Raw genomic sequence first — 20,773 nt, forward strand, 5'->3', positions numbered from 1 at the left:
TGCGCGTAATCTGACAGGAATATTGCGATACTGGAGTTAAATTTTATGCAAGCGCGTGTGAAATGGGTAGAAGGGTTAACCTTTATCGGGGAGTCCGCATCGGGACACCAGATTCTGATGGATGGCAACTCCGGGGATAAGGCTCCCAGCCCGATGGAGATGGTGCTGATGGCGGCGGGCGGTTGCAGTGCGATCGATGTGGTCTCCATTCTGCAAAAAGGTCGTCACGACGTGACCAATTGCGAAGTGAAGCTGACCTCCGAGCGTCGCGAAGAGGCTCCGCGTCTGTTCACGCATATTAATCTGCATTTTATCGTCACCGGCAAGGCGCTGAAAGATGCCGCGGTCTCCCGGGCGGTGGACCTGTCGGCAGAGAAATACTGCTCGGTGGCGCTGATGCTGGAAAAAGCGGTGAACATCACTCACTCCTATGAAGTGATCGAGGCGTAGTCTTCGCCTGCCGTTGTATCGAATCTCAACCCCGGCCAGGCCGGGGTTTTTTGGTTAGCCTATCTTACGGCCTTCCATCAGGCGCTCGACCAGCGGCGTCATGATAAGCTCCATCGCCAGCCCCATTTTACCGCCCGGCACCACCAGGGTGTTCATGTGCGAGATAAACGAGCCCTGCAGCATCGCCAACAGCCAGGGGAAATCGATATTCTGCAGATTGCGGAAATGGATCACTACAAAGCTCTCGTCCAGCGAGGGGATCGCTTTGGCGGCAAACGGGTTGGAGGTGTCCACCGTCGGCACGCGCTGAAAGTTGATATGGGTGCGGGAAAATTGCGGGGTAATGAAGTTGATGTAATCTTCCATCGAGCGGACGACCGAGTCCATCACCGCCTCCCGGGAGTGGCCGCGTTCGCTGGTGTCGCGAATAAGCTTTTGGATCCACTCGAGGTTAACGATAGGCACCACCCCGACCAGCAGGTCGACATGGCTGGCGACATCATGCTGCGGCGTGACAACCCCGCCGTGCAGCCCCTCATAGAACAGCACGTCTGTCGGCTCCGGCAGCGGCTGCCAGGGGGTAAAGGTCCCCGGCACCTGATTCCACGGCACGGCTTCGTCATAGGTGTGGAGGTATTTCCGCGACTGACCTTTGCCGTGGCGACCATAGTCGACAAAGGTCTGCTCCAGCAGGCCGAAGTCGTTCGCCTCCGGGCCAAAGTAGCTGATATGTTTGCCCTGATCCCGCGCCTTACGGATCGCCATGTCCATTTCCGGGCGGGTGTAGCGATGAAAGCTATCGCCTTCCACCTCCGCGGCGTGCAGGTTTAGCTGCGCGAAGATTTTGCGAAAGGCAAGGCTGGTGGTGGTAGTGCCCGCGCCGCTGGAGCCCGTGACGGCGATCACCGGATGTTTGGCAGACATAACAACTCCCTGGTTAAACGATGTAGTGGCGTCGCCTTAGCCGTTAAACAGCGCGCGCGGCATAATATTGACCGTCTCATGCAGTTCCGACCACACAAGGACCGCCTCTCCGCGTTTCAGCTGCTGTTTTACATCGGCGACTTTATCGGCAAGTGAACGTTCATATTCACCATAATCGGTGCCTTCACGTAACACAAAGCTTTCAATCAGGTTATCCAGCGTTTCGGGATCCAGATCCTGCCAGGGAATAATCATGCGGGAACCTCCAGCCAGCGGTTTAACCAGTCGGGAATGCGTCTTTCCAGCCACATCTCCGGTTTACGCAGAGTGCCGCTGACAAAACCAACGTGGCCGCCTTGCTCGGTCAATTGATACTCTACGTTCGCGGGCAGTTGCTCCTGCGGCGGAATCGAGTGGTGATCCATAAACGGATCGTCTTTCGCGTGAATGATGAGCGTCGGCTTAGTGATATCGCTGAGCCGCGGCATGGCGCTGCATTGCCGGTAATAATCCAGCGCATCGGCAAAGCCATGGATTTTGGCGGTGATCATATCGTCAAATTCCCGGATGCGGCGCATCCCTTTGAGCTGGCGTAAATCGACGGGCAGCGAGCCCGGGTACGCTTTCAGCTTGCGTGAAGCGTTGGCTTTTAACAGATTGAGCAGATAGCGCTGATAAACTCGCGAGAAGCCCTTATCCATATGATAGCTGCAGGCTTCGAGCATGAAAGGCGCGGAGACGATCACCGCCGCATCCAGCGGGCAGCGGTCGCCTTCCTCTGCCAGCAGGCAGCCCAGCATATTGCCGCCCAGCGAATAGCCGACGGCCGCGGTCGGCGCGGGACCAAACTCGCGCTTCAGCCAGTGCAAAAACCAGGTGCCATCTTCCGTTTCGCCGGAGTGATAGATGCGGTGATTGCGGTTAGGTTCGCCGCTGCAGCCGCGGAAATGCATCACCACGCCCAGCCAGCCGCGCTGCATCGCCGCGTGGATCAGACCATGGGCGTACGGGCTGTGCAGACTGCCTTCCAGGCCGTGAAAAACGACGAGGCGCGGCTTATGGCGCGCCTGGTGCGGGTCTTCGCTCCAGGCCAGATCGACAAAATCGCCGTCCGGCAGCTCAAGGCGCTGCCAGTGCGGGGTAAAGCGCAATTTACGGCGAATCAGCCGCGGCAGCATGGTTTGCAGATGACGATTGCCCACGCCGCGCATCGGATGGAACTCACGCGAATCGTTTTCGGGGGGCGTCATGTCTGTGGGGATGATTTCAACCATAGCACCAGAACAATTAATAAACGTGATGATGACTATACCGCGCAGGGCATGCAGGGGGTTAGCCAATATGTGGTCTTGCGGCCAGTGACGCCAGCTTACAGCAAAAACAAATCATTGATGTCGCTGATGGCCAGGCCATGAAGAGGGCAGAAACCCACCCTGCCAGCGGCAGCGTACGCGCAGGCAGGATGAAGAGGAAGAGTTTAGCCTTCCTGAAGCATGCGCTCCAGCTGCTCCTGGGCCTCCAGCCAGGCCATCTCGCACTCCTCCAGCCCGGACTTCGCGCTGGCCTGTTGCTGCAGGCATTCGGTCAGCTCGGCTTTACGTGAGGCGTCATAAAGCTCACTGTCGCCAAGTTTTTCTTCCGCACTGGCCAACTGCGCGTTGAGCTTGTCCATCTCTTTTTCCAGACGGGCGATCTCTTTGCGCAGCGGTTGGGTCTGGCTGCGCAGCTCCGCTTCCCGACGCTTCTGGTCTTTGCGCGCCTGGGCGCTATTGCCGCTCTCTTTTGGCGCCTCGCCGCTCTGGGACTCCTGTTTTTGCGAGTCGCTGAGCCACTGCTGATAATCTTCCAGATCGCCGTCGAACGGCTCGACTTTACCATCGTGGACGAGGTACAGATCGTCAGTGGTGGAACGGATCAGGTGCCGATCGTGCGATACGACCACCAGCGCCCCTTCAAAGTCGATCAGCGCTTCGGTTAAGGCCTGACGCATATCGAGGTCAAGGTGGTTGGTCGGTTCATCGAGCAGCAGCAGGTTAGGGCGCTGCCAGACGATCAGGGCCAGTACCAGGCGCGCCTTTTCTCCACCGGAGAAGCGGCGGGTTTCTTCGCTCACCTTATCGCCCTGGAAACCAAAGCCGCCGAGATAATCACGCAGCTTCTGCTCCAGCTCCTGCGGCGCCAGACGCGCCAGGTGCTGCAGCGGCGACTCATCGGCGCGCAGGAATTCCAGCTGATGCTGGGCGAAGTAGCCGAGCTTGATGCCTTTCGCGAGGCCGATCTCGCCGCTTACGGGCTGGAGCTCGCCTGCCAGGAGCTTAATCAGCGTCGACTTCCCGGCGCCGTTGCGGCCCAGCAGGCCGATACGCGAGCCCGGCACCAGGTTAAGCTTGATGGAGTCGAGAATAATACGCTCGCCGTAGCCGGCGCTGACTTTCTCCATCTTCAGCAGCGGGTTAGGCAAGCTCTCCGGCTGGCGGAAGCTGAAGTGGAACGGGTTATCCACGTGCGCCGGAGCGATAAGCTCCATCCGCTCCAGCATTTTGATCCGGCTTTGCGCCTGCTTGGCCTTGGTGGCTTTGGCACGGAAGCGATCGATATAGCTTTGCAGGTGCGCGACGCGCTGCTGCTGGCTTTCGTACATCGCCTGCTGCTGAGCGAGGCGGGTGGCGCGCTGCACTTCAAACGAACTGTAGTTGCCGGTGTACTCAAACATTGTCTGCTGTTCGATATGGATAATTTTGTCGACGATAGGATCGAGAAAATCGCGATCGTGGGAGATGAGGATCAGCGTTCCCGTATAGCCCTTCAGCCACTTCTCCAGCCAAATCACCGCATCGAGATCGAGGTGGTTAGTCGGTTCATCGAGCAGCAGCAGATCGGAGCGGCAGATCAGCGCCTGGGCGAGGTTAAGGCGCATACGCCAGCCGCCGGAAAAATCGCTGACCGGCCGCTCAAGCTGTTCATTGCTGAAACCCAGACCGTGCAGCAGGCTGGCGGCGCGCGAACGGATCGTCCAGGCGTCGATGGCGTCCAGCTTACCGTGGACGGTGGCGATAGCATGACCGTCGTTGCGTTCGTTAGCCTGCTGGAGCGCGGCCTCCAGTTGGCGATATTCTCGATCGCCGTCAATGACATAATCGATTGCCGGCTGCGGTAGCGCCGGGGTTTCCTGATTCACCCAGGCCAGCTGCCAGTTGCCGGGATAGGTCATACTGCCGCCGTCAGCGCTTATCTCGTTTTTCAAAAGCGATAGCAGCGTCGATTTCCCGCAGCCGTTTTTCCCCACCAGACCAACCTTTTGGCCAGGATTGATGGTAGCGGTGGCGTTGTCCAGCAGGACGCGTACGCCGCGACGAATTTGTAACGAGGAGAAAACAATCATAAGGCGCCGTATGTTCAGACTATGTTAATTTGTCATTATGATAATGTAGTGTGGAAGCGAATCGCTTCACCGGGCCGCCATGGTAGCCCAAAACGAAGACGATACACAAAGTCATTCTGGCTGTGTCAAAACGCCGGGGCTGTGCAGGCCGCCAGAAGACCTACGGGAGGGGAATGATGTCTCAGACAGCGAAAGTGTTGCTGCTGTATGCCCACCCAGAATCTCAGGATTCCGTGGCCAACCGGGTTTTATTAGAGCCGGCCTTACAGTTGCCGAACGTCACCGTGCACGATCTCTACGCGCACTATCCGGATTTTTTTATCGATATTGCTTACGAACAGGACCTGCTGCGCCAGCATGAGGTGATTGTTTTCCAGCACCCTTTATATACCTGGAGCTGTCCGGCGCTGCTTAAGGAGTGGCTGGATCGTGTGTTAAGCCGCGGCTTCGCCAGCGGCGCCGGAGGGAACGAACTGGCGGGAAAGTACTGGCGCAGCGTGATCACTACCGGCGAGCCTGAGAGCGCCTACCGTCGCGATGCTAATCGCTATCCGATGAACGATATTTTACGTCCTTTTGAACTGACCGCCGGCATGTGCCGTATGCACTGGATGAGCCCCATTATCGTCTACTGGGCCCGGAGGCAGCAGCCAGAGGAGCTGCGTAGCCGCGCCCTGGCCTACCGGGACTGGTTGGCCAACCCCATCGCCGCCGGAGGTGTCCATGGCGGGATCTGATTTGCTGCTGGCGGGGGTGTTGTTTTTGTTCGCGGCCGTCATCGCCGTCCCTCTGGCTTCAAGACTGGGGATTGGCGCGGTGCTGGGCTATCTGCTGGCCGGGATCGCCATTGGTCCGTGGGGGCTCGGGTTTATCAGCGATGTGGATGAAATTCTCCATTTCTCTGAGCTCGGCGTAGTGTTTCTGATGTTTATCATCGGCCTGGAGCTCAATCCCGCCAAGCTATGGCGACTGCGGAGCTCCATCTTCGGCGTTGGCGCGGCGCAGGTGATGCTCAGCGCGGCGATCCTCGGTGGGTTGCTGATGACGACCGGGTTTTCATGGCAGGCGGCGGTGGTCGGCGGGATCGGCCTGGCGATGTCTTCCACCGCCATGGCGCTGCAGCTGATGCGTGAGAAGGGAATGAGCCGCAGCGAAGCGGGACAGCTAGGCTTTTCGGTGCTGCTGTTTCAGGATCTGGCGGTGATCCCGGCGCTGGCGCTGGTGCCCCTGCTGGCCGGTTCAGCGGATGAGCATGTGAACTGGTTGACGGTCGGCATGAAGGTCCTGGCCTTTGCCGGGATGCTGATTGGCGGACGCTATCTGCTGCGGCCGGTGTTCCGTTTTATCGCCAGCTCGGGGGTCAGGGAGGTGTTCACTGCCGCCACGCTGCTGTTGGTCCTCGGATCTGCCCTGTTTATGGAGGCGCTGGGGCTGTCGATGGCGCTGGGCACCTTTATTGCCGGCGTGCTGCTGGCGGAAAGTGAGTATCGCCACGAACTGGAGATCGCTATCGATCCGTTCAAGGGGCTGCTGCTCGGGTTGTTCTTTATTTCCGTCGGCATGGCGCTGAACCTTGGCGTACTGTATACCCATCTGCTGTGGGTGGCGGTGAGCGTGGCGGTGCTGGTGGCGGTAAAAATGCTGGTGCTCTATCTGCTGGCCCGTCTCTATGGCCTGCGAAGTTCCGAGCGGATGCAGTTCGCGGGCGTATTAAGCCAGGGCGGCGAGTTCGCGTTTGTCCTCTTTTCGCTGCCCGCCTCTCAGCGGTTGTTTCAGCACGACCAGATGGCGCTGCTGCTGGTGGCGGTAACGTTGTCGATGATGACGACGCCGCTGCTGATGAAGGGGATAGATAAGCTATTGTCGCGACGGCTGAACCCGGCGGACGATACCGGTGAGGCGCCGTGGGTGGAGGATGACAAGCCGCAGGTGATTATTGTCGGGTTTGGTCGCTTTGGTCAGGTCATTGGTCGCCTGCTGATGGCCAATAAGATGCGTATTACGGTACTGGAGCGGGACATCAGCGCGGTAAATCTGATGCGCAACTATGGCTATAAAGTCTATTTTGGCGATGCCACCCAGCTGGAGCTGCTGCGCTCGGCGGGAGCGGAAGAGGCGCAGTCGATCGTCATCACCTGTAATGAGCCAGAAGATACCATGCGGCTGGTGGAAATGTGTCAACAACACTTTCCACATCTGCATATTCTGGCCCGCGCTCGCGGGCGCGTTGAGGCGCATGAGCTGCTGCAGGCCGGCGTGACGCAGTTTTCTCGCGAAACTTTCTCCAGTGCGTTGGAGCTGGGGCGCAAAGCGCTCATCACCCTCGGGATGCATCCTCACCAGGCCCAGCGCGCGCAGCTGCACTTCCGACGCCTCGATATGCGAATGCTGCGCGAGCTAATGCCAGTGCATACTGATACGGTACAGATATCACGCGTGCGGGAGGCCCGGCGCGAACTGGAAGAGATTTTCCAGCGCGAAATGCAGAAAGAGAGCCGGCAGCTGGACGGCTGGGACGAGTTTGAATAAAGGTAAATCTTATGGCAGTGCGTAAACGTTTTATTGCCGGGGCGAAATGTCCGGCGTGCCAGGCGCAGGATTCGCTGGCAATGTGGCGTGAGAATAATGTCGATGTTGTTGAGTGCGTTAAGTGCGGTCATCAGATGCGTGAGGCAGATAAAGAGGCCCGTGAGCATGTACGCAAAGAGGAGCAGGTGATTGGCATTTTTCATCCCGACTAGCGTTATCCGTCGGCTTTTTTTAAGCTAAAGGGTACACGGCAGCAGAATTCCGCTACAATCTGCGCCACTATTCTTCCCATCTCAGGAGATATCATGAAAGTAGCAAAAGACCTGGTGGTCAGCCTGGCCTATCAGGTACGTACAGAAGACGGTGTGTTGGTTGATGAGTCTCCGGTAAGCGCGCCGCTGGATTACCTGCACGGTCACGGCTCCCTGATTTCCGGCCTGGAAAACGCGCTGGATGGCCACGAAGTGGGCGACAAATTTGACGTTGCCGTCGGCGCTAACGACGCTTACGGTCAGTATGACGAAAACCTGGTGCAGCGTGTACCGAAAGACGTCTTCATGGGCGTTGATGAACTGCAGGTTGGCATGCGCTTCCTGGCGGAAACCGATCAGGGTCCGGTACCAGTAGAAATCACTGAAGTTGAAGACGACCACGTTGTGGTTGATGGCAACCACATGCTGGCTGGCCAGAACCTGAAGTTTAATGTGGAAGTCGTCGCCATCCGCGAAGCGACTGCGGAAGAGCTGGAGCACGGTCACGTGCACGGCGCGCATGGCCACGATCACGATCATGACCATGGTCATGACGGTTGCTGCGGCGGCCACGGCCACGATCATGGTCACGACCATGGTAAAGGCGGCTGCGGCGGCCACGGTGGCTGCGGCTGCCACTAATCTTTGCGCTTCGGCACGAAGACGACAAAAAAGCGGGGAAACCCGCTTTTTTTACGCCTCAATAGTGCGGCGGTGGCGTCTCTTCCGCCTGGGAGGCGATATGGGAGGGTTGGGTCGCCTTCAGCTTCTCGATCATCAGACGCATATGCTCCCGCATCTTCGCCATCTCGATCTCGTGGGCAGTCACGGTTTTGTTGAGGTCTTCGATGGTGATTTCCTGAAACGCCAGCCGGCTTTCCAGCTCCGCAAGGCGCGTTTCTAATGTGCTATCGTGCATGGGTAACCTCTTTAGTCTGATCCTGCGGGCGGATTCTACTTAAGTTTCCCCTGGCGCGCAGCATCGCTGCGCCGTACAGGAAACTTATTCATACAAAAATAGTCCTAAAAGAGGCGATATTCAGGAACGTCCGTATGTAGATTTTAACGGCAACGTTCTATAGTACGTTTTTTGCTTTTTACGATAACCCTGGGGCGAGAGGCCCCGGCCCTGGAGAAATGGATGAAATCACTGTTTAAAGTAACGCTGCTGGCGGCCACAATGGCCGTCGCCCTGAATGCACCGCTGACCTTCGCTGCAGATACGGCAACGAAGGCAGCCCCGGCGGCTGAGAGTAAATCGGCATTTAAAAATGACGATCAGAAATCGGCCTATGCGCTGGGCGCGTCCCTGGGGCGTTACATGGAAAACTCCCTGAAAGAACAAGAGAAGCTGGGCATTAAGCTGGATAAAGCCCAGCTGATCGCCGGCGTACAGGACGCGTTTGCCGATAAGAGCAAACTGTCCGACCAGGAGATCGAACAGACTCTGCAGGCCTTTGAAACGCGCGTGAAGACCGCGGCTCAGCAGAAAATGGAAAAAGACGCCACTGAGAACGAAGCCAAAGGCAAAGCTTTCCGTGACAACTTTGCCAAAGAGAAGGGCGTGAAAACCTCAAAAACTGGCCTGCTGTATAAAGTCGAGAAAGAAGGGGCTGGCGATGCGCCGAAAGACAGCGATACCGTGGTGGTAAACTACAAAGGTACCCTGATCGACGGTAAAGAGTTTGATAACTCTTATACTCGCGGCGAGCCGCTCTCTTTCCGTCTCGACGGCGTGATCCCGGGCTGGACTGAAGGCCTGAAGAACATCAAGAAAGGCGGCAAAATCAAGCTGGTTATTCCGCCGGACCTGGCCTACGGTAAAACTGGCGTCCCGGGCATCCCGGCCAACTCTACGCTGGTCTTTGATGTAGAACTGCTGGATATCAAACCGGCGCCGAAGGCAGATGCACAGCCGGAAGCCGCAGGCGATGCGAAAGCCGCGGACGCGAAAGCTGACGCTAAGAAGTAATCAGGTTCAGGCCGCCGTCTCGTCAGAGGCGGCGGCTTTTTTATTGAGCGCAGATATAATTAAAACTGGAAAGATCCTCAGGCGCTGTATTACTTTAGATAGCTTAATAATGATGATGAGCCTGCCCTGACAATAACGACAGGCTCCTGAAAAGGAGTGCTTTTTTTCATGTCCAGGTCGCTTTTAACCAATGAAACCAGCGAGCTTGACCTGCTGGATCAACGTCCCTTTGACCAGACCGATTTCGATATTCTCAAATCTTATGAAGCGGTAGTGGACGGGTTGGCGATGCTCATCGGTTCGCACTGTGAAATCGTGCTGCATTCTTTGCAGGATCTGAAATGCTCTGCCATCCGTATCGCCAATGGTGAACATACCGGCCGCCAAATTGGTTCACCGATTACCGATCTTGCGCTGCGCATGCTGCACGATATGACGGGCGCCGATAGCAGCGTTTCCAAATGCTACTTTACCCGCGCTAAAAGCGGCGTACTGATGAAGTCGGTGACGATTGCCATTCGCAACCGCGATCACCGGGTGATTGGTCTGCTGTGTATCAACATGAATCTGGATGTGCCGTTTTCCCAGATCATGAGCACCTTTATTCCGCCAGAAACGCCTGAAGTGAACTCGCCGGTGAACTTTGCTTCTTCGGTAGACGATCTGGTCGCCCAGACGCTGGAGTTCACCATTGAAGAGGTGAATGCCGATCGCAGCGTGTCTAACAATGCGAAAAACCGTCAAATCGTGCTGAATCTCTACGAGAAAGGGATCTTCGATATTAAAGACGCTATTAACCAGGTAGCCGATCGTCTGAACATCTCCAAGCACACCGTCTACCTCTATATTCGCCAGTTCAAAAGCGGCGATTTCCAGGGGCTGGATAAGTAATGCGATTTGCCCTCACGGTGACCGGCCCAGCCTATGGCACGCAGCAGGCGAGCAGCGCCTGGCAATTTGCCCAGGCCGTGCTGCAGGAAGGCCATGAGCTGGCGTGCGTTTTTTTCTATCGCGAAGGCGTGCTTAACGCTAACCAGTTGACGGCGCCCGCCAGCGATGAGTTCGATCTGGTGCGCGGGTGGCAATCCCTCCACGATGAGCACGGCGTCGCGCTGCATATCTGCGTGGCGGCCGCCCTGCGTCGTGGCGTAACGGACGAACGCGAAGCGCAACAGCTCGCTCTGCCTGGCCACAATTTGCAGCCGGGTTTTACCTTGAGCGGGCTCGGCGCGCTAGCGGAAGCGGCGCTTACTTGCGATCGGATGGTGCAGTTCTGATGAAACGTGTGGCTTTTGTATTTTCCTCTGCGCCGCACGGCAGCGCCGCCGGCAGGGAAGGCCTCGATGCCTTATTAGCAACCTCCGCGCTCACCGACGATATTGGCGTGTTTTTTGTGGGCGACGGCGTGTTTCAGCTGTTACCCGAACAGCGGCCTGGCGCTGTGCTGGCCCGCGACTACATCGCTACCTTTAAATTGCTGTCGCTATATGATATCGACCAGTGCTGGCTGTGCGCCGACTCAGCGCGAGAGCGCGGCCTGGATCCCGCGACCCCGTGGGTGGTGGATGTCGAATGCCTGGCGCCGGATGCCCTGCGCGCCCGTCTGCATGAATTTGATGTGATTTTGCGTTTCTGAGGCCCCCATGCTCCATACGCTCAGTGTTTCTCCCTGGCATGCCGATATCGCAGCAATGCTTCGCTTGATGGAGCAGGGTGACGATCTGTTACTGTTGTCTGATGGCGTCGCGGCGGCTATCGCCGGCGGCCGCTTCCTTGAGATCCTGCAATCCGCCCCCATAACCCTTTACGTGCTGCAAGACGACGTTGACGCCCGCGGGCTGGCTGGTCAAATTGCGGACAGTGTCGGCAGGGTTAGCTATACTGATTTCGTCAGACTCACAGTCAAACATGCCGGTCAGTTGGCCTGGTGATGGCGGGATTGTTGTATATTTCTTGACACCTTTTCGGCACCGCCCTAAAATTCTGCGTCCTCATAATATATGAGGCGATTTATTACGTGTTTACGAAGCAAAAGCTAAAACCAGGAGCTATTTAATGGCAACAATTAACCAGCTGGTACGCAAACCACGCGCGCGCAAAGTTGCAAAGAGCAACGTGCCAGCGCTGGAAGCCTGCCCGCAGAAACGTGGCGTATGTACTCGCGTATATACCACCACTCCTAAGAAACCGAACTCCGCACTGCGTAAAGTTTGCCGTGTGCGTCTGACTAACGGTTTCGAAGTCACCTCCTACATCGGTGGTGAAGGTCACAACCTGCAGGAGCACTCCGTGATCCTGATCCGTGGCGGTCGTGTTAAAGACCTTCCGGGTGTTCGTTACCACACCGTTCGTGGTGCGCTTGACTGCTCCGGCGTTAAAGACCGTAAGCAGGCTCGCTCCAAGTACGGCGTGAAGCGTCCTAAGGCTTAATGGTTCTCCGTTAAGTAAGGCCAAACTGATTTATCTTAATGTCATACTAAACTCTTAGAGTTTTGGACAATCCTGAATTAACAACGGAGTATTTCCATGCCACGTCGTCGCGTCATTGGTCAGCGTAAAATTCTGCCGGATCCGAAGTTCGGATCAGAACTGCTGGCTAAATTTGTCAATATCCTGATGGTAGATGGTAAAAAATCTACTGCAGAAACTATCGTATACAGCGCGCTGGAGACCCTGGCTCAGCGTTCTGGTAAATCTGAACTGGAAGCCTTCGAAGTTGCGCTCGAAAACGTGCGCCCGACTGTCGAAGTTAAGTCCCGCCGCGTAGGTGGTTCTACTTATCAGGTTCCAGTTGAAGTTCGTCCGGTCCGTCGTAATGCCCTGGCAATGCGTTGGATCGTTGAAGCTGCTCGTAAACGCGGTGATAAATCCATGGCTCTGCGCCTGGCGAACGAACTCACTGATGCTGCAGACAACAAAGGTACTGCAGTTAAGAAACGTGAAGACGTTCACCGTATGGCCGAAGCCAACAAGGCGTTCGCTCACTACCGTTGGTAATCCCTTCGGAGTCATAGTCACCAGGCGGGCGCTTCAGATGAGTCGCCCGCTCTGGATAACTTAACTGAACGCCTAAAGAAATAAACGAGGAATCAAATGGCTCGTACAACACCCATCGCACGCTACCGTAACATCGGTATCAGTGCGCACATCGACGCCGGTAAAACCACTACTACCGAACGTATTCTGTTCTACACCGGTGTAAACCACAAAATCGGTGAAGTTCATGACGGCGCCGCTACCATGGACTGGATGGAGCAGGAGCAGGAACGTGGTATCACCATCACTTCCGCTGCGACTACTGCATTCTGGTCTGGTATGGCCAAACAGTATGAACCGCACCGCGTAAACATCATCGACACCCCGGGGCACGTTGACTTCACTATCGAAGTAGAACGTTCCATGCGTGTTCTTGATGGTGCGGTAATGGTTTACTGCGCAGTTGGTGGTGTTCAGCCGCAGTCTGAAACCGTATGGCGTCAGGCAAACAAATATAAAGTTCCGCGCATCGCGTTCGTTAACAAAATGGACCGCATGGGCGCTAACTTCCTGAAAGTTGTTGGTCAGATCAAAACCCGTCTGGGCGCGAACCCGGTTCCGCTGCAGCTGGCAATTGGTGCTGAAGAAGGTTTCACCGGCGTTGTTGACCTGGTGAAAATGAAAGCCATCAACTGGAACGATGCAGACCAGGGCGTAACCTTCGAATACGAAGATATCCCGGCTGACATGCAGGACCTGGCTGATGAATGGCACCAGAACCTGATCGAATCCGCAGCTGAAGCTTCTGAAGAGCTGATGGAAAAATACCTGGGTGGTGAAGAACTGACTGAAGAAGAGATCAAAAAAGCTCTGCGTCAGCGCGTTCTGAACAACGAAATCATCCTGGTAACCTGTGGTTCTGCGTTCAAGAACAAAGGCGTTCAGGCGATGCTGGATGCGGTAATTGATTACCTGCCATCCCCGGTTGACGTACCTGCGATCAACGGTATCCTGGACGACGGTAAAGATACCCCGGCTGAGCGTCACGCAAGCGACGACGAGCCGTTCTCTGCACTGGCGTTCAAAATCGCTACCGACCCGTTCGTGGGTAACCTGACCTTCTTCCGCGTGTACTCCGGTGTGGTTAACTCTGGTGATACCGTACTGAACTCCGTGAAAGCTGCACGTGAGCGTTTCGGTCGTATCGTTCAGATGCACGCTAACAAACGTGAAGAGATCAAAGAAGTTCGCGCGGGCGACATCGCTGCTGCTATCGGTCTGAAAGACGTAACTACTGGTGACACCCTGTGTGACCCGGATGCGCCGATCATTCTGGAGCGTATGGAATTCCCTGAGCCGGTAATCTCCATCGCCGTTGAGCCGAAAACCAAAGCTGACCAGGAAAAAATGGGTCTGGCTCTGGGTCGTCTGGCTAAAGAAGACCCGTCTTTCCGCGTATGGACTGACGAAGAGTCTAACCAGACCATTATCGCCGGTATGGGTGAGCTGCACCTCGACATCATCGTTGACCGTATGAAGCGTGAATTCAACGTTGAAGCGAACGTCGGTAAACCTCAGGTTGCTTACCGTGAAGCGATTCGCGCGAAAGTTACCGATATCGAAGGTAAACACGCCAAGCAGTCTGGTGGTCGTGGTCAGTACGGTCACGTTGTGATCGACATGTACCCGCTGGAGCCGGGCTCTAACCCGAAAGGTTACGAGTTCATCAACGACATCAAAGGTGGTGTAATTCCTGGCGAATACATCCCGGCCGTTGATAAAGGCATCCAGGAACAGCTGAAAGCTGGTCCGCTGGCAGGTTACCCGGTAGTTGATATGGGTATCCGTCTGCACTTCGGTTCTTACCACGACGTTGACTCCTCTGAGCTGGCGTTTAAACTGGCTGCGTCTATTGCCTTTAAAGAAGGCTTTAAGAAAGCAAAACCAGTTCTGCTTGAGCCGATCATGAAGGTTGAAGTAGAAACTCCGGAAGAGAACACTGGTGACGTTATCGGTGACTTGAGCCGTCGTCGCGGTATGCTGCGCGGTCAGGAATCCGAAGTAACCGGCGTTAAGATCCACGCTGAAGTACCGCTGTCCGAAATGTTCGGTTATGCAACTCAGCTGCGTTCTCTGACCAAAGGTCGTGCATCATACACCATGGAATTCCTGAAGTATGATGATGCGCCGAACAACGTTGCTCAGGCCGTTATTGAAGCCCGTGGTAAATAATCCACAGGATTAAAACCTAAGTCCCGTGCTCTCTCCGAAGGGGAGAGCACTATAGTAAGGAATATAGCCGTGTCTAAAGAAAAATTTGAACGTACAAAACCGCACGTCAACGTTGGTACTATCGGCCACGTTGACCATGGTAAAACTACCCTGACTGCTGCCATCACTACCGTACTGGCTAAAACCTACGGTGGTTCCGCTCGCGCATTCGACCAGATCGATAACGCGCCGGAAGAAAAAGCTCGTGGTATCACCATCAACACCTCTCACGTTGAATATGACACCCCGACTCGCCACTACGCGCACGTAGACTGCCCGGGCCACGCCGACTATGTTAAAAACATGATCACCGGTGCTGCGCAGATGGACGGCGCGATCCTGGTTGTTGCTGCGACTGACGGCCCGATGCCGCAGACTCGTGAGCACATCCTGCTGGGTCGTCAGGTAGGCGTTCCGTACATCATCGTGTTCCTGAACAAATGCGACATGGTTGATGACGAAGAGCTGCTGGAACTGGTTGAGATGGAAGTTCGTGAACTGCTGTCTCAGTACGATTTCCCGGGCGACGACACTCCGATCGTTCGTGGTTCTGCTCTGAAAGCGCTGGAAGGCGACGCAGAGTGGGAAGCGAAAATCATCGAACTGGCTGGCCACCTGGATACCTATATCCCGGAACCAGAGCGTGCGATTGACAAGCCGTTCCTGCTGCCGATCGAAGACGTATTCTCCATCTCCGGTCGTGGTACCGTTGTTACCGGTCGTGTAGAGCGCGGTATCATCAAAGTAGGTGAAGAAGTTGAAATCGTTGGTATCAAAGAAACCGCGAAAACCACCTGTACTGGCGTTGAAATGTTCCGCAAACTGCTGGACGAAGGCCGTGCTGGTGAGAACGTAGGTGTTCTGCTGCGTGGTATCAAACGTGAAGAAATCGAACGTGGTCAGGTACTGGCTAAGCCGGGCACCATCAACCCGCACACCAAGTTCGAATCTGAAGTGTACATCCTGTCCAAAGATGAAGGCGGCCGTCATACTCCGTTCTTCAAAGGCTACCGTCCGCAGTTCTACTTCCGTACTACTGACGTGACTGGCACCATCGAACTGCCGGAAGGCGTAGAGATGGTAATGCCGGGCGACAACATCAAAATGGTTGTTACCCTGATCCACCCGATCGCGATGGACGACGGTCTGCGTTTCGCAATCCGTGAAGGCGGCCGTACCGTTGGCGCGGGCGTTGTAGCTAAAGTTCTGGGCTAATTCGTTAGCTTTGAATTAAAAAGGGCGCTTCGGCGCCCTTTTTGCTGTCTGTCATTCAGCGAAAAACGAATTTTTGCTGGCTATTCATATCGTGCGTTGCGGCGGATAATGAGCAAATGGTCTATTGTAATCATAACCATTCTCATTTAATATTTGTGCATAAATTGAACGGGAGTTTCTATGTACGTTTGTTTGTGCAATGGCGTCAGCGATAAAAAAATTCGTCAGGTTGTGCGCCAGTTTCAACCGCAATCTTTTCAGCAATTACGTAAGTTTGTTCCCGTGGGAAATCAATGCGGTAAGTGTGTTCGTGCCGCGCGTGAAGTGATGGAAGATGAATTAACCACCATGCCGGAATTCAAAGAAATCGCCTGAAGTCCACGCTTCTCTTTTGACATCCCTATAGGCCGGACTACGCTTCAATGAGTGGAAGCGGAGGGACTATATAATGAAAGGTGATGTCAAAATCATAAGTTATCTCAATAAATTATTGGGAAATGAGCTAGTCGCAATTAATCAGTACTTTCTTCATGCGAGAATGTTTAAAAATTGGGGCCTGATGCGCCTCAACGATATTGAGTACCACGAATCCATCGACGAAATGAAGCACGCCGATAAGTATATCGAGCGTATTCTTTTTCTCGAAGGTATCCCTAATCTGCAGGATCTCGGCAAACTTGGCATCGGTGAAGATGTGGAAGAGATGCTGCGGTCCGATTTGAGGCTGGAGCTGGAAGGGGCGCAAAATTTGCGTGAGGCTATTGCCTATGCCGACAGCGTCCATGACTACGTCAGCCGCGATATGATGATTGAGATCCTGGCGGATGAAGAAGGCCATATCGACTGGCTGGAAACCGAACTCGATTTGATTGGCAAAATCGGTCTGCAAAATTACCTGCAGTCGCAGATCAAAGTGTCAGATTAGCCAGCGTCTGCCACCCGCACCAAAAACCCGCGGCCGCCAGGAATGGCCCAAACGGCAGCGGGTTGCTTCTTCTCCATTTGCTCCTCCCGCCGCAACTGGCGTATAAACCTGCTCCTGCCCACGCTATGCCGGCGAGTAGCGAGGCAACCAGGACCAACTGCGGCAGTAACCGCCAGCCATGCCAGGCGCCGAGGGCGGCAAGATATTTTATATCTCCATAACCCAATCCTTCATAGCCGCGGATACCGCGGTATAGCCAGTAAATCGCAGCCAAAGAGAGATAGCCCGCTATCGCCCCCCAGACGGCATCATGCAGCTGGTGCGGCGCCAGACAGAGATAAAAAAGTAAACCACTCCACAGCAGGGGACAGGTGTAACGGTCGGGCAACAGACCGTGGCGCAGATCCTGGTGGCATAATGCCACGGTCAAACCGCTATAGCACAGCAAGAAGGGGAGGGCGGCGAGCATAGTTAACCCCGCAATGATCGATGAACATTTCGTCACTATGCTCATCCTCTCCCGTTCAGCACAAAAGGCATTTTCCGGGAATGGATCCCATAATCCGCACTCTTACTCCGCATTGCAGCCCCGTACAGCGCGCTAACGCGAAGGCGCGCAAATCCTTGTGATGATTTTCTAAACAGCACTTGCGTCGCGCCAGAATTTGCGTATAATGCGCGGGCCTGTCAAAGTTGACGGCCGGTTCAATATGAACCCTGGTAATCGCATTTGGGTTATCAAACAATGTCCCCAATCGGGGGACTATGTAAGAACGGTTACACTCTCCCATCAATCGTAATGGGTATGAGGAGTAATCATTTCGTCTATAAAATAATTGGAGCTCTGGTCTCATGCAGAACCAAAGAATCCGTATCCGCCTGAAAGCGTTTGATCATCGTCTGATCGATCAATCAACCGCGGAAATCGTCGAGACTGCTAAGCGCACTGGTGCGCAAGTCCGTGGTCCGATCCCGCTGCCGACCCGCAAAGAGCGCTTTACCGTTCTGATCTCCCCGCACGTCAACAAAGACGCGCGTGACCAGTACGAAATTCGCACTCACAAGCGTCTGGTTGACATCGTTGAGCCAACTGAAAAAACCGTTGATGCTCTGATGCGTCTGGATCTGGCTGCCGGTGTAGACGTGCAGATCAGCCTGGGTTAATCAGGTCATCGAGCGATTGAGAGGTTGAAACAATGATTGGTTTAGTCGGTAAAAAAGTGGGCATGACCCGCATCTTCACTGAAGATGGCGTTTCTATCCCAGTAACCGTAATCGAAGTTGAAGCAAACCGTGTTACTCAGGTTAAAGACCTGGCTAACGATGGCTACCGCGCAATCCAGGTTACCACCGGTGCTAAAAAAGCTAACCGTGTAACCAAGCCGGAAGCGGGTCACTTCGCTAAAGCTGGCGTTGAAGCTGGCCGTGGTCTGTGGGAATTCCGTCTGGCTGACGGCGAAGAATTCACCGTAGGTCAGAACATTAGCGTTGAACTGTTTGCTGACGTTAAAAAAGTTGACGTAACCGGTACCTCTAAAGGTAAAGGTTTTGCTGGTACCGTTAAGCGCTGGAACTTCCGTACCCAGGACGCTACTCACGGTAACTCCTTGTCCCACCGCGTTCCGGGTTCTATCGGTCAGAACCAGACTCCGGGCAAAGTGTTCAAAGGCAAGAAAATGGCAGGTCAGCTGGGTAATGAGCGTGTAACCGTTCAGAGCCTGGACGTAGTACGTGTTGACGCTGAGCGCAACCTGCTGCTGGTTAAAGGTGCTGTCCCGGGTGCGACCGGTAGCGACCTGATCGTTAAACCAGCTGTGAAGGCGTGAGGAGATAGCAATGGAATTAGTATTGAAAGACGCGCAGAGCGCGCTGACTGTTTCCGAAACTACCTTCGGTCGTGATTTCAACGAAGCGCTGGTTCACCAGGTTGTTGTTGCTTATGCAGCCGGTGCGCGTCAGGGCACTCGTGCTCAGAAGACTCGTGCTGAAATCACTGGCTCCGGTAAAAAACCGTGGCGCCAGAAAGGTACCGGCCGTGCGCGTTCTGGTTCTATCAAGAGCCCGATCTGGCGTTCCGGTGGCGTGACCTTCGCTGCTCGTCCGCAGGACCACAGTCAAAAAGTTAACAAGAAGATGTACCGCGGCGCGCTGAAAAGCATTCTGTCCGAACTGGTACGTCAGGATCGTCTGATCGTTGTCGAGAAGTTCTCTGTTGAAGCGCCGAAAACTAAGCTGCTGGCACAGAAACTGAAAGACATGGCTCTGGAAGATGTGCTGATCATCACCGGTGAGCTGGACGAGAACCTGTTCCTGGCCGCACGTAACCTGCATAAGGTTGACGTACGTGATGCGAACGGTATCGACCCGGTTAGCCTGATCGCCTTCGACAAAGTCGTAATGACTGCTGATGCTGTTAAGCAAGTTGAGGAGATGCTGGCATGATTCGTGAAGAACGTCTGCTGAAGGTGCTGCGCGCACCGCACGTTTCTGAAAAAGCGTCTACTGCGATGGAAAAAACAAACACCATCGTTCTCAAAGTTGCTAAAGACGCGACCAAAGCAGAAATCAAAGCTGCTGTGCAGAAACTGTTTGAAGTCGAAGTCGAAGTCGTTAACACCCTGGTTGTTAAAGGGAAAGTTAAACGTCACGGACAGCGTATCGGTCGTCGTAGCGACTGGAAAAAAGCTTACGTCACCCTGAAAGAAGGCCAGAATCTGGACTTCGTTGGCGGCGCTGAGTAAGTCGGAGGAGTAATACAATGGCAGTTGTTAAATGTAAACCGACATCTCCGGGTCGTCGCCACGTCGTTAAAGTGGTTAACCCAGAGCTGCACAAGGGCAAACCTTTTGCTCCGTTGCTGGAAAAAAACAGCAAATCCGGTGGTCGTAACAACAATGGCCGTATCACCACCCGTCATATCGGTGGTGGCCACAAGCAGGCTTACCGTATTGTTGACTTCAAACGCAACAAAGATGGTATCCCGGCAGTTGTTGAACGTCTTGAGTACGATCCGAACCGCTCCGCGAACATCGCGCTGGTTCTGTACAAAGACGGCGAGCGCCGTTACATCCTGGCCCCGAAAGGCCTGAAAGCTGGCGACCAGATTCAGTCTGGCGTTGATGCTGCAATCAAAGCAGGCAACACCCTGCCGATGCGCAATATCCCGGTTGGTTCTACCGTTCATAACGTAGAAATGAAACCAGGTAAAGGCGGTCAGCTGGCTCGTTCCGCTGGTACTTACGTTCAGATCGTTGCTCGTGACGGTGCTTATGTCACCCTGCGTCTGCGTTCTGGTGAAATGCGTAAAGTCGAAGCAGACTGCCGCGCGACTCTGGGCGAAGTTGGCAATGCTGAGCATATGCTGCGCGTTCTGGGTAAAGCAGGTGCTGCACGCTGGCGTGGTGTTCGTCCTACCGTTCGCGGTACTGCGATGAACCCAGTAGACCACCCACATGGTGGTGGTGAAGGTCGTAACTTTGGTAAGCACCCGGTATCCCCGTGGGGCCTGCAGACCAAAGGTAAGAAGACCCGCAGCAACAAGCGTACTGATAAATTCATCGTACGTCGCCGTAGCAAATAATTTTAGAGGATAAGCCATGCCACGTTCTCTCAAGAAAGGTCCTTTTATTGACCTGCACTTGCTGAAGAAGGTAGAGAAAGCGGTGGAAAGCGGAGACAAGAAGCCCCTGCGCACTTGGTCCCGTCGTTCAACGATCTTTCCTAACATGATCGGTTTGACCATCGCTGTCCATAATGGTCGTCAGCACGTTCCAGTATTTGTTTCCGACGAAATGGTCGGTCACAAACTGGGTGAATTCGCACCGACTCGTACTTATCGCGGCCACGCTGCTGATAAAAAAGCGAAGAAGAAATAAGGT

General features: G+C 54.7%; 28 protein-coding genes. 22 read left to right on the plus strand and 6 right to left on the minus strand.

All coding sequences use genetic code 11. The annotated features are described in order from the left end of the window. Positions 1-45 precede the first annotated feature (45 nt). Entirely contained in the window at positions 46-450 is a 405-nt protein-coding gene (locus tag AB1E37_RS01885; protein ID WP_002920158.1) for an OsmC family protein, read from the plus strand. Positions 451-504: 54 nt separating this feature from the next. Here the strand turns inward: AB1E37_RS01885 and AB1E37_RS01890 are convergent, their stop codons facing one another. From AB1E37_RS01890 to AB1E37_RS01905, 4 genes are all read right to left on the minus strand, one after another. Further along, positions 505-1,374 (minus strand): phosphoribulokinase, encoded by an 870-nt coding sequence (locus AB1E37_RS01890; protein ID WP_002920153.1) that lies wholly within the window; start codon positions 1,372-1,374, stop codon positions 505-507. A 36-nt stretch (positions 1,375-1,410) separates the two neighbouring features. Next, a complete protein-coding gene (locus tag AB1E37_RS01895) occupies positions 1,411-1,629 on the minus strand; it encodes a YheU family protein (RefSeq protein WP_004174055.1) in 219 nt (72 codons plus the stop codon). Next, positions 1,626-2,585 (minus strand): hydrolase, encoded by a 960-nt coding sequence (locus AB1E37_RS01900; RefSeq protein ID WP_004162455.1) that lies wholly within the window; start codon positions 2,583-2,585, stop codon positions 1,626-1,628. Before AB1E37_RS01900 ends, AB1E37_RS01895 begins: the two co-directional genes overlap by 4 nt. 266 nt (positions 2,586-2,851) lie before the next feature. After that, complete coding sequence (locus AB1E37_RS01905) at positions 2,852-4,756, minus strand: ABC transporter ATP-binding protein (protein WP_004174057.1); 1,905 nt, start codon at positions 4,754-4,756, stop codon at positions 2,852-2,854. A 173-nt stretch (positions 4,757-4,929) separates the two neighbouring features. Here AB1E37_RS01905 and kefG point away from each other — a divergent pair, with 173 nt between their 5' ends. The 4 genes from kefG to slyD all read left to right on the plus strand — a co-directional run bounded on the left by kefG (position 4,930) and on the right by slyD (position 8,178). Continuing rightward, positions 4,930-5,493, plus strand: a complete 564-nt coding sequence (kefG, locus tag AB1E37_RS01910) for a glutathione-regulated potassium-efflux system ancillary protein KefG (protein ID WP_004151401.1) — start codon at positions 4,930-4,932, stop codon at positions 5,491-5,493. Next, positions 5,480-7,285 (plus strand): glutathione-regulated potassium-efflux system protein KefB, encoded by a 1,806-nt coding sequence (gene kefB, locus AB1E37_RS01915; protein ID WP_004150031.1) that lies wholly within the window; start codon positions 5,480-5,482, stop codon positions 7,283-7,285. Before kefG ends, kefB begins: the two co-directional genes overlap by 14 nt. An 11-nt stretch (positions 7,286-7,296) precedes the next feature. Further along, positions 7,297-7,497, plus strand: coding sequence for a YheV family putative zinc ribbon protein (locus AB1E37_RS01920; protein WP_002920143.1), 201 nt, complete (start codon positions 7,297-7,299; stop codon positions 7,495-7,497). Between the two features lie 93 nt (positions 7,498-7,590). Beyond that, complete coding sequence (slyD, locus tag AB1E37_RS01925) at positions 7,591-8,178, plus strand: peptidylprolyl isomerase (protein WP_002920140.1); 588 nt, start codon at positions 7,591-7,593, stop codon at positions 8,176-8,178. A gap of 58 nt (positions 8,179-8,236) precedes the next feature. On the opposite strand, the gene AB1E37_RS01930 is transcribed toward slyD, so the two are convergent. Then, entirely contained in the window at positions 8,237-8,455 is a 219-nt protein-coding gene (locus AB1E37_RS01930; RefSeq protein ID WP_002920136.1) for a protein SlyX, read from the minus strand. A gap of 222 nt (positions 8,456-8,677) precedes the next feature. On the opposite strand from AB1E37_RS01930, the gene fkpA reads away from it, so the two are divergent. The 11 genes from fkpA to bfr all read left to right on the plus strand — a co-directional run bounded on the left by fkpA (position 8,678) and on the right by bfr (position 16,895). Further along, the gene (gene fkpA, locus AB1E37_RS01935; RefSeq protein WP_004185922.1) at positions 8,678-9,508 is read left to right on the plus strand and encodes an FKBP-type peptidyl-prolyl cis-trans isomerase; all 831 of its coding nucleotides are present in this window, start codon (positions 8,678-8,680) and stop codon (positions 9,506-9,508) included. Positions 9,509-9,676: 168 nt separating this feature from the next. Continuing rightward, a complete protein-coding gene (locus AB1E37_RS01940; RefSeq protein ID WP_002920130.1) occupies positions 9,677-10,399 on the plus strand; it encodes a transcriptional regulator in 723 nt (240 codons plus the stop codon). Beyond that, a complete protein-coding gene (gene tusD, locus AB1E37_RS01945; RefSeq protein ID WP_002920128.1) occupies positions 10,399-10,785 on the plus strand; it encodes a sulfurtransferase complex subunit TusD in 387 nt (128 codons plus the stop codon). Before AB1E37_RS01940 ends, tusD begins: the two co-directional genes overlap by 1 nt. Beyond that, positions 10,785-11,144: a sulfurtransferase complex subunit TusC gene (tusC, locus tag AB1E37_RS01950; RefSeq protein WP_004174061.1), complete on the plus strand. Its 360-nt coding sequence runs from the start codon at positions 10,785-10,787 to the stop codon at positions 11,142-11,144. Before tusD ends, tusC begins: the two co-directional genes overlap by 1 nt. Before the next feature lie 7 nt (positions 11,145-11,151). Beyond that, positions 11,152-11,439 (plus strand): sulfurtransferase complex subunit TusB, encoded by a 288-nt coding sequence (gene tusB / locus AB1E37_RS01955; protein WP_032447911.1) that lies wholly within the window; start codon positions 11,152-11,154, stop codon positions 11,437-11,439. Between the two features lie 124 nt (positions 11,440-11,563). Then, the gene (gene rpsL / locus AB1E37_RS01960; RefSeq protein ID WP_002920115.1) at positions 11,564-11,938 is read left to right on the plus strand and encodes a 30S ribosomal protein S12; all 375 of its coding nucleotides are present in this window, start codon (positions 11,564-11,566) and stop codon (positions 11,936-11,938) included. A 96-nt stretch (positions 11,939-12,034) separates the two neighbouring features. Continuing rightward, positions 12,035-12,505, plus strand: coding sequence for a 30S ribosomal protein S7 (rpsG, locus tag AB1E37_RS01965; RefSeq protein ID WP_002920113.1), 471 nt, complete (start codon positions 12,035-12,037; stop codon positions 12,503-12,505). A gap of 96 nt (positions 12,506-12,601) precedes the next feature. Next, positions 12,602-14,716, plus strand: a complete 2,115-nt coding sequence (gene fusA / locus AB1E37_RS01970) for an elongation factor G (RefSeq protein WP_002920103.1) — start codon at positions 12,602-12,604, stop codon at positions 14,714-14,716. A gap of 69 nt (positions 14,717-14,785) precedes the next feature. Continuing rightward, entirely contained in the window at positions 14,786-15,970 is a 1,185-nt protein-coding gene (gene tuf, locus AB1E37_RS01975) for an elongation factor Tu (protein WP_004174069.1), read from the plus strand. Between the two features lie 180 nt (positions 15,971-16,150). Beyond that, entirely contained in the window at positions 16,151-16,345 is a 195-nt protein-coding gene (bfd, locus tag AB1E37_RS01980; protein WP_004152415.1) for a bacterioferritin-associated ferredoxin, read from the plus strand. Positions 16,346-16,418: 73 nt separating this feature from the next. After that, a complete protein-coding gene (bfr, locus tag AB1E37_RS01985; protein WP_002919971.1) occupies positions 16,419-16,895 on the plus strand; it encodes a bacterioferritin in 477 nt (158 codons plus the stop codon). On the opposite strand, the gene AB1E37_RS01990 is transcribed toward bfr, so the two are convergent. After that, complete coding sequence (locus tag AB1E37_RS01990) at positions 16,879-17,364, minus strand: A24 family peptidase (RefSeq protein ID WP_020801891.1); 486 nt, start codon at positions 17,362-17,364, stop codon at positions 16,879-16,881. The genes bfr and AB1E37_RS01990 overlap by 17 nt on opposite strands. A 383-nt stretch (positions 17,365-17,747) precedes the next feature. On the opposite strand from AB1E37_RS01990, the gene rpsJ reads away from it, so the two are divergent. The 6 genes from rpsJ to rpsS are packed head-to-tail and all read left to right on the plus strand — an operon-like array spanning position 17,748 to position 20,770. Next, complete coding sequence (rpsJ, locus tag AB1E37_RS01995) at positions 17,748-18,059, plus strand: 30S ribosomal protein S10 (RefSeq protein WP_001181005.1); 312 nt, start codon at positions 17,748-17,750, stop codon at positions 18,057-18,059. A 32-nt stretch (positions 18,060-18,091) separates the two neighbouring features. Further along, positions 18,092-18,721 (plus strand): 50S ribosomal protein L3, encoded by a 630-nt coding sequence (gene rplC, locus AB1E37_RS02000; RefSeq protein ID WP_002919796.1) that lies wholly within the window; start codon positions 18,092-18,094, stop codon positions 18,719-18,721. Between the two features lie 10 nt (positions 18,722-18,731). Then, positions 18,732-19,337, plus strand: a complete 606-nt coding sequence (gene rplD, locus AB1E37_RS02005; protein ID WP_002919794.1) for a 50S ribosomal protein L4 — start codon at positions 18,732-18,734, stop codon at positions 19,335-19,337. Further along, entirely contained in the window at positions 19,334-19,636 is a 303-nt protein-coding gene (gene rplW / locus AB1E37_RS02010; protein WP_000617546.1) for a 50S ribosomal protein L23, read from the plus strand. The genes rplD and rplW overlap by 4 nt, the downstream gene beginning before the upstream one ends. Before the next feature lie 17 nt (positions 19,637-19,653). Continuing rightward, positions 19,654-20,475, plus strand: coding sequence for a 50S ribosomal protein L2 (gene rplB / locus AB1E37_RS02015; protein ID WP_002919786.1), 822 nt, complete (start codon positions 19,654-19,656; stop codon positions 20,473-20,475). A gap of 16 nt (positions 20,476-20,491) precedes the next feature. Further along, positions 20,492-20,770, plus strand: coding sequence for a 30S ribosomal protein S19 (gene rpsS / locus AB1E37_RS02020; RefSeq protein WP_001138115.1), 279 nt, complete (start codon positions 20,492-20,494; stop codon positions 20,768-20,770). Positions 20,771-20,773 lie beyond the last annotated feature (3 nt).

The sequence above is a fragment of the Klebsiella sp. Shm-1 genome, from assembly GCF_040804525.1.
GTDB classification, from domain to species: Bacteria; Pseudomonadota; Gammaproteobacteria; order Enterobacterales; family Enterobacteriaceae; genus Klebsiella; species Klebsiella pneumoniae.

What these genes read in the sequence shown, in the direction of transcription:
- AB1E37_RS01885 (WP_002920158.1), top strand. Translation starts at nt 46, where the DNA reads ATGCAAGCGCGTGTGAAATGGGTAGAAGGGTTAACCTTTATCGGGGAG.
- AB1E37_RS01890 (WP_002920153.1), bottom strand. Translation starts at nt 1,374, where the DNA reads ATGTCTGCCAAACATCCGGTGATCGCCGTCACGGGCTCCAGCGGCGCG.
- AB1E37_RS01895 (WP_004174055.1), bottom strand. Translation starts at nt 1,629, where the DNA reads ATGATTATTCCCTGGCAGGATCTGGATCCCGAAACGCTGGATAACCTG.
- AB1E37_RS01900 (WP_004162455.1), bottom strand. Translation starts at nt 2,585, where the DNA reads ATGCGCGGCGTGGGCAATCGTCATCTGCAAACCATGCTGCCGCGGCTG.
- AB1E37_RS01905 (WP_004174057.1), bottom strand. Translation starts at nt 4,756, where the DNA reads ATGATTGTTTTCTCCTCGTTACAAATTCGTCGCGGCGTACGCGTCCTG.
- kefG (WP_004151401.1), top strand. Translation starts at nt 4,930, where the DNA reads ATGATGTCTCAGACAGCGAAAGTGTTGCTGCTGTATGCCCACCCAGAA.
- kefB (WP_004150031.1), top strand. Translation starts at nt 5,480, where the DNA reads ATGGCGGGATCTGATTTGCTGCTGGCGGGGGTGTTGTTTTTGTTCGCG.
- AB1E37_RS01920 (WP_002920143.1), top strand. Translation starts at nt 7,297, where the DNA reads ATGGCAGTGCGTAAACGTTTTATTGCCGGGGCGAAATGTCCGGCGTGC.
- slyD (WP_002920140.1), top strand. Translation starts at nt 7,591, where the DNA reads ATGAAAGTAGCAAAAGACCTGGTGGTCAGCCTGGCCTATCAGGTACGT.
- AB1E37_RS01930 (WP_002920136.1), bottom strand. Translation starts at nt 8,455, where the DNA reads ATGCACGATAGCACATTAGAAACGCGCCTTGCGGAGCTGGAAAGCCGG.
- fkpA (WP_004185922.1), top strand. Translation starts at nt 8,678, where the DNA reads ATGAAATCACTGTTTAAAGTAACGCTGCTGGCGGCCACAATGGCCGTC.
- AB1E37_RS01940 (WP_002920130.1), top strand. Translation starts at nt 9,677, where the DNA reads ATGTCCAGGTCGCTTTTAACCAATGAAACCAGCGAGCTTGACCTGCTG.
- tusD (WP_002920128.1), top strand. Translation starts at nt 10,399, where the DNA reads ATGCGATTTGCCCTCACGGTGACCGGCCCAGCCTATGGCACGCAGCAG.
- tusC (WP_004174061.1), top strand. Translation starts at nt 10,785, where the DNA reads ATGAAACGTGTGGCTTTTGTATTTTCCTCTGCGCCGCACGGCAGCGCC.
- tusB (WP_032447911.1), top strand. Translation starts at nt 11,152, where the DNA reads ATGCTCCATACGCTCAGTGTTTCTCCCTGGCATGCCGATATCGCAGCA.
- rpsL (WP_002920115.1), top strand. Translation starts at nt 11,564, where the DNA reads ATGGCAACAATTAACCAGCTGGTACGCAAACCACGCGCGCGCAAAGTT.
- rpsG (WP_002920113.1), top strand. Translation starts at nt 12,035, where the DNA reads ATGCCACGTCGTCGCGTCATTGGTCAGCGTAAAATTCTGCCGGATCCG.
- fusA (WP_002920103.1), top strand. Translation starts at nt 12,602, where the DNA reads ATGGCTCGTACAACACCCATCGCACGCTACCGTAACATCGGTATCAGT.
- bfd (WP_004152415.1), top strand. Translation starts at nt 16,151, where the DNA reads ATGTACGTTTGTTTGTGCAATGGCGTCAGCGATAAAAAAATTCGTCAG.
- bfr (WP_002919971.1), top strand. Translation starts at nt 16,419, where the DNA reads ATGAAAGGTGATGTCAAAATCATAAGTTATCTCAATAAATTATTGGGA.
- AB1E37_RS01990 (WP_020801891.1), bottom strand. Translation starts at nt 17,364, where the DNA reads ATGCTCGCCGCCCTCCCCTTCTTGCTGTGCTATAGCGGTTTGACCGTG.
- rpsJ (WP_001181005.1), top strand. Translation starts at nt 17,748, where the DNA reads ATGCAGAACCAAAGAATCCGTATCCGCCTGAAAGCGTTTGATCATCGT.
- rplC (WP_002919796.1), top strand. Translation starts at nt 18,092, where the DNA reads ATGATTGGTTTAGTCGGTAAAAAAGTGGGCATGACCCGCATCTTCACT.
- rplD (WP_002919794.1), top strand. Translation starts at nt 18,732, where the DNA reads ATGGAATTAGTATTGAAAGACGCGCAGAGCGCGCTGACTGTTTCCGAA.
- rplW (WP_000617546.1), top strand. Translation starts at nt 19,334, where the DNA reads ATGATTCGTGAAGAACGTCTGCTGAAGGTGCTGCGCGCACCGCACGTT.
- rplB (WP_002919786.1), top strand. Translation starts at nt 19,654, where the DNA reads ATGGCAGTTGTTAAATGTAAACCGACATCTCCGGGTCGTCGCCACGTC.
- rpsS (WP_001138115.1), top strand. Translation starts at nt 20,492, where the DNA reads ATGCCACGTTCTCTCAAGAAAGGTCCTTTTATTGACCTGCACTTGCTG.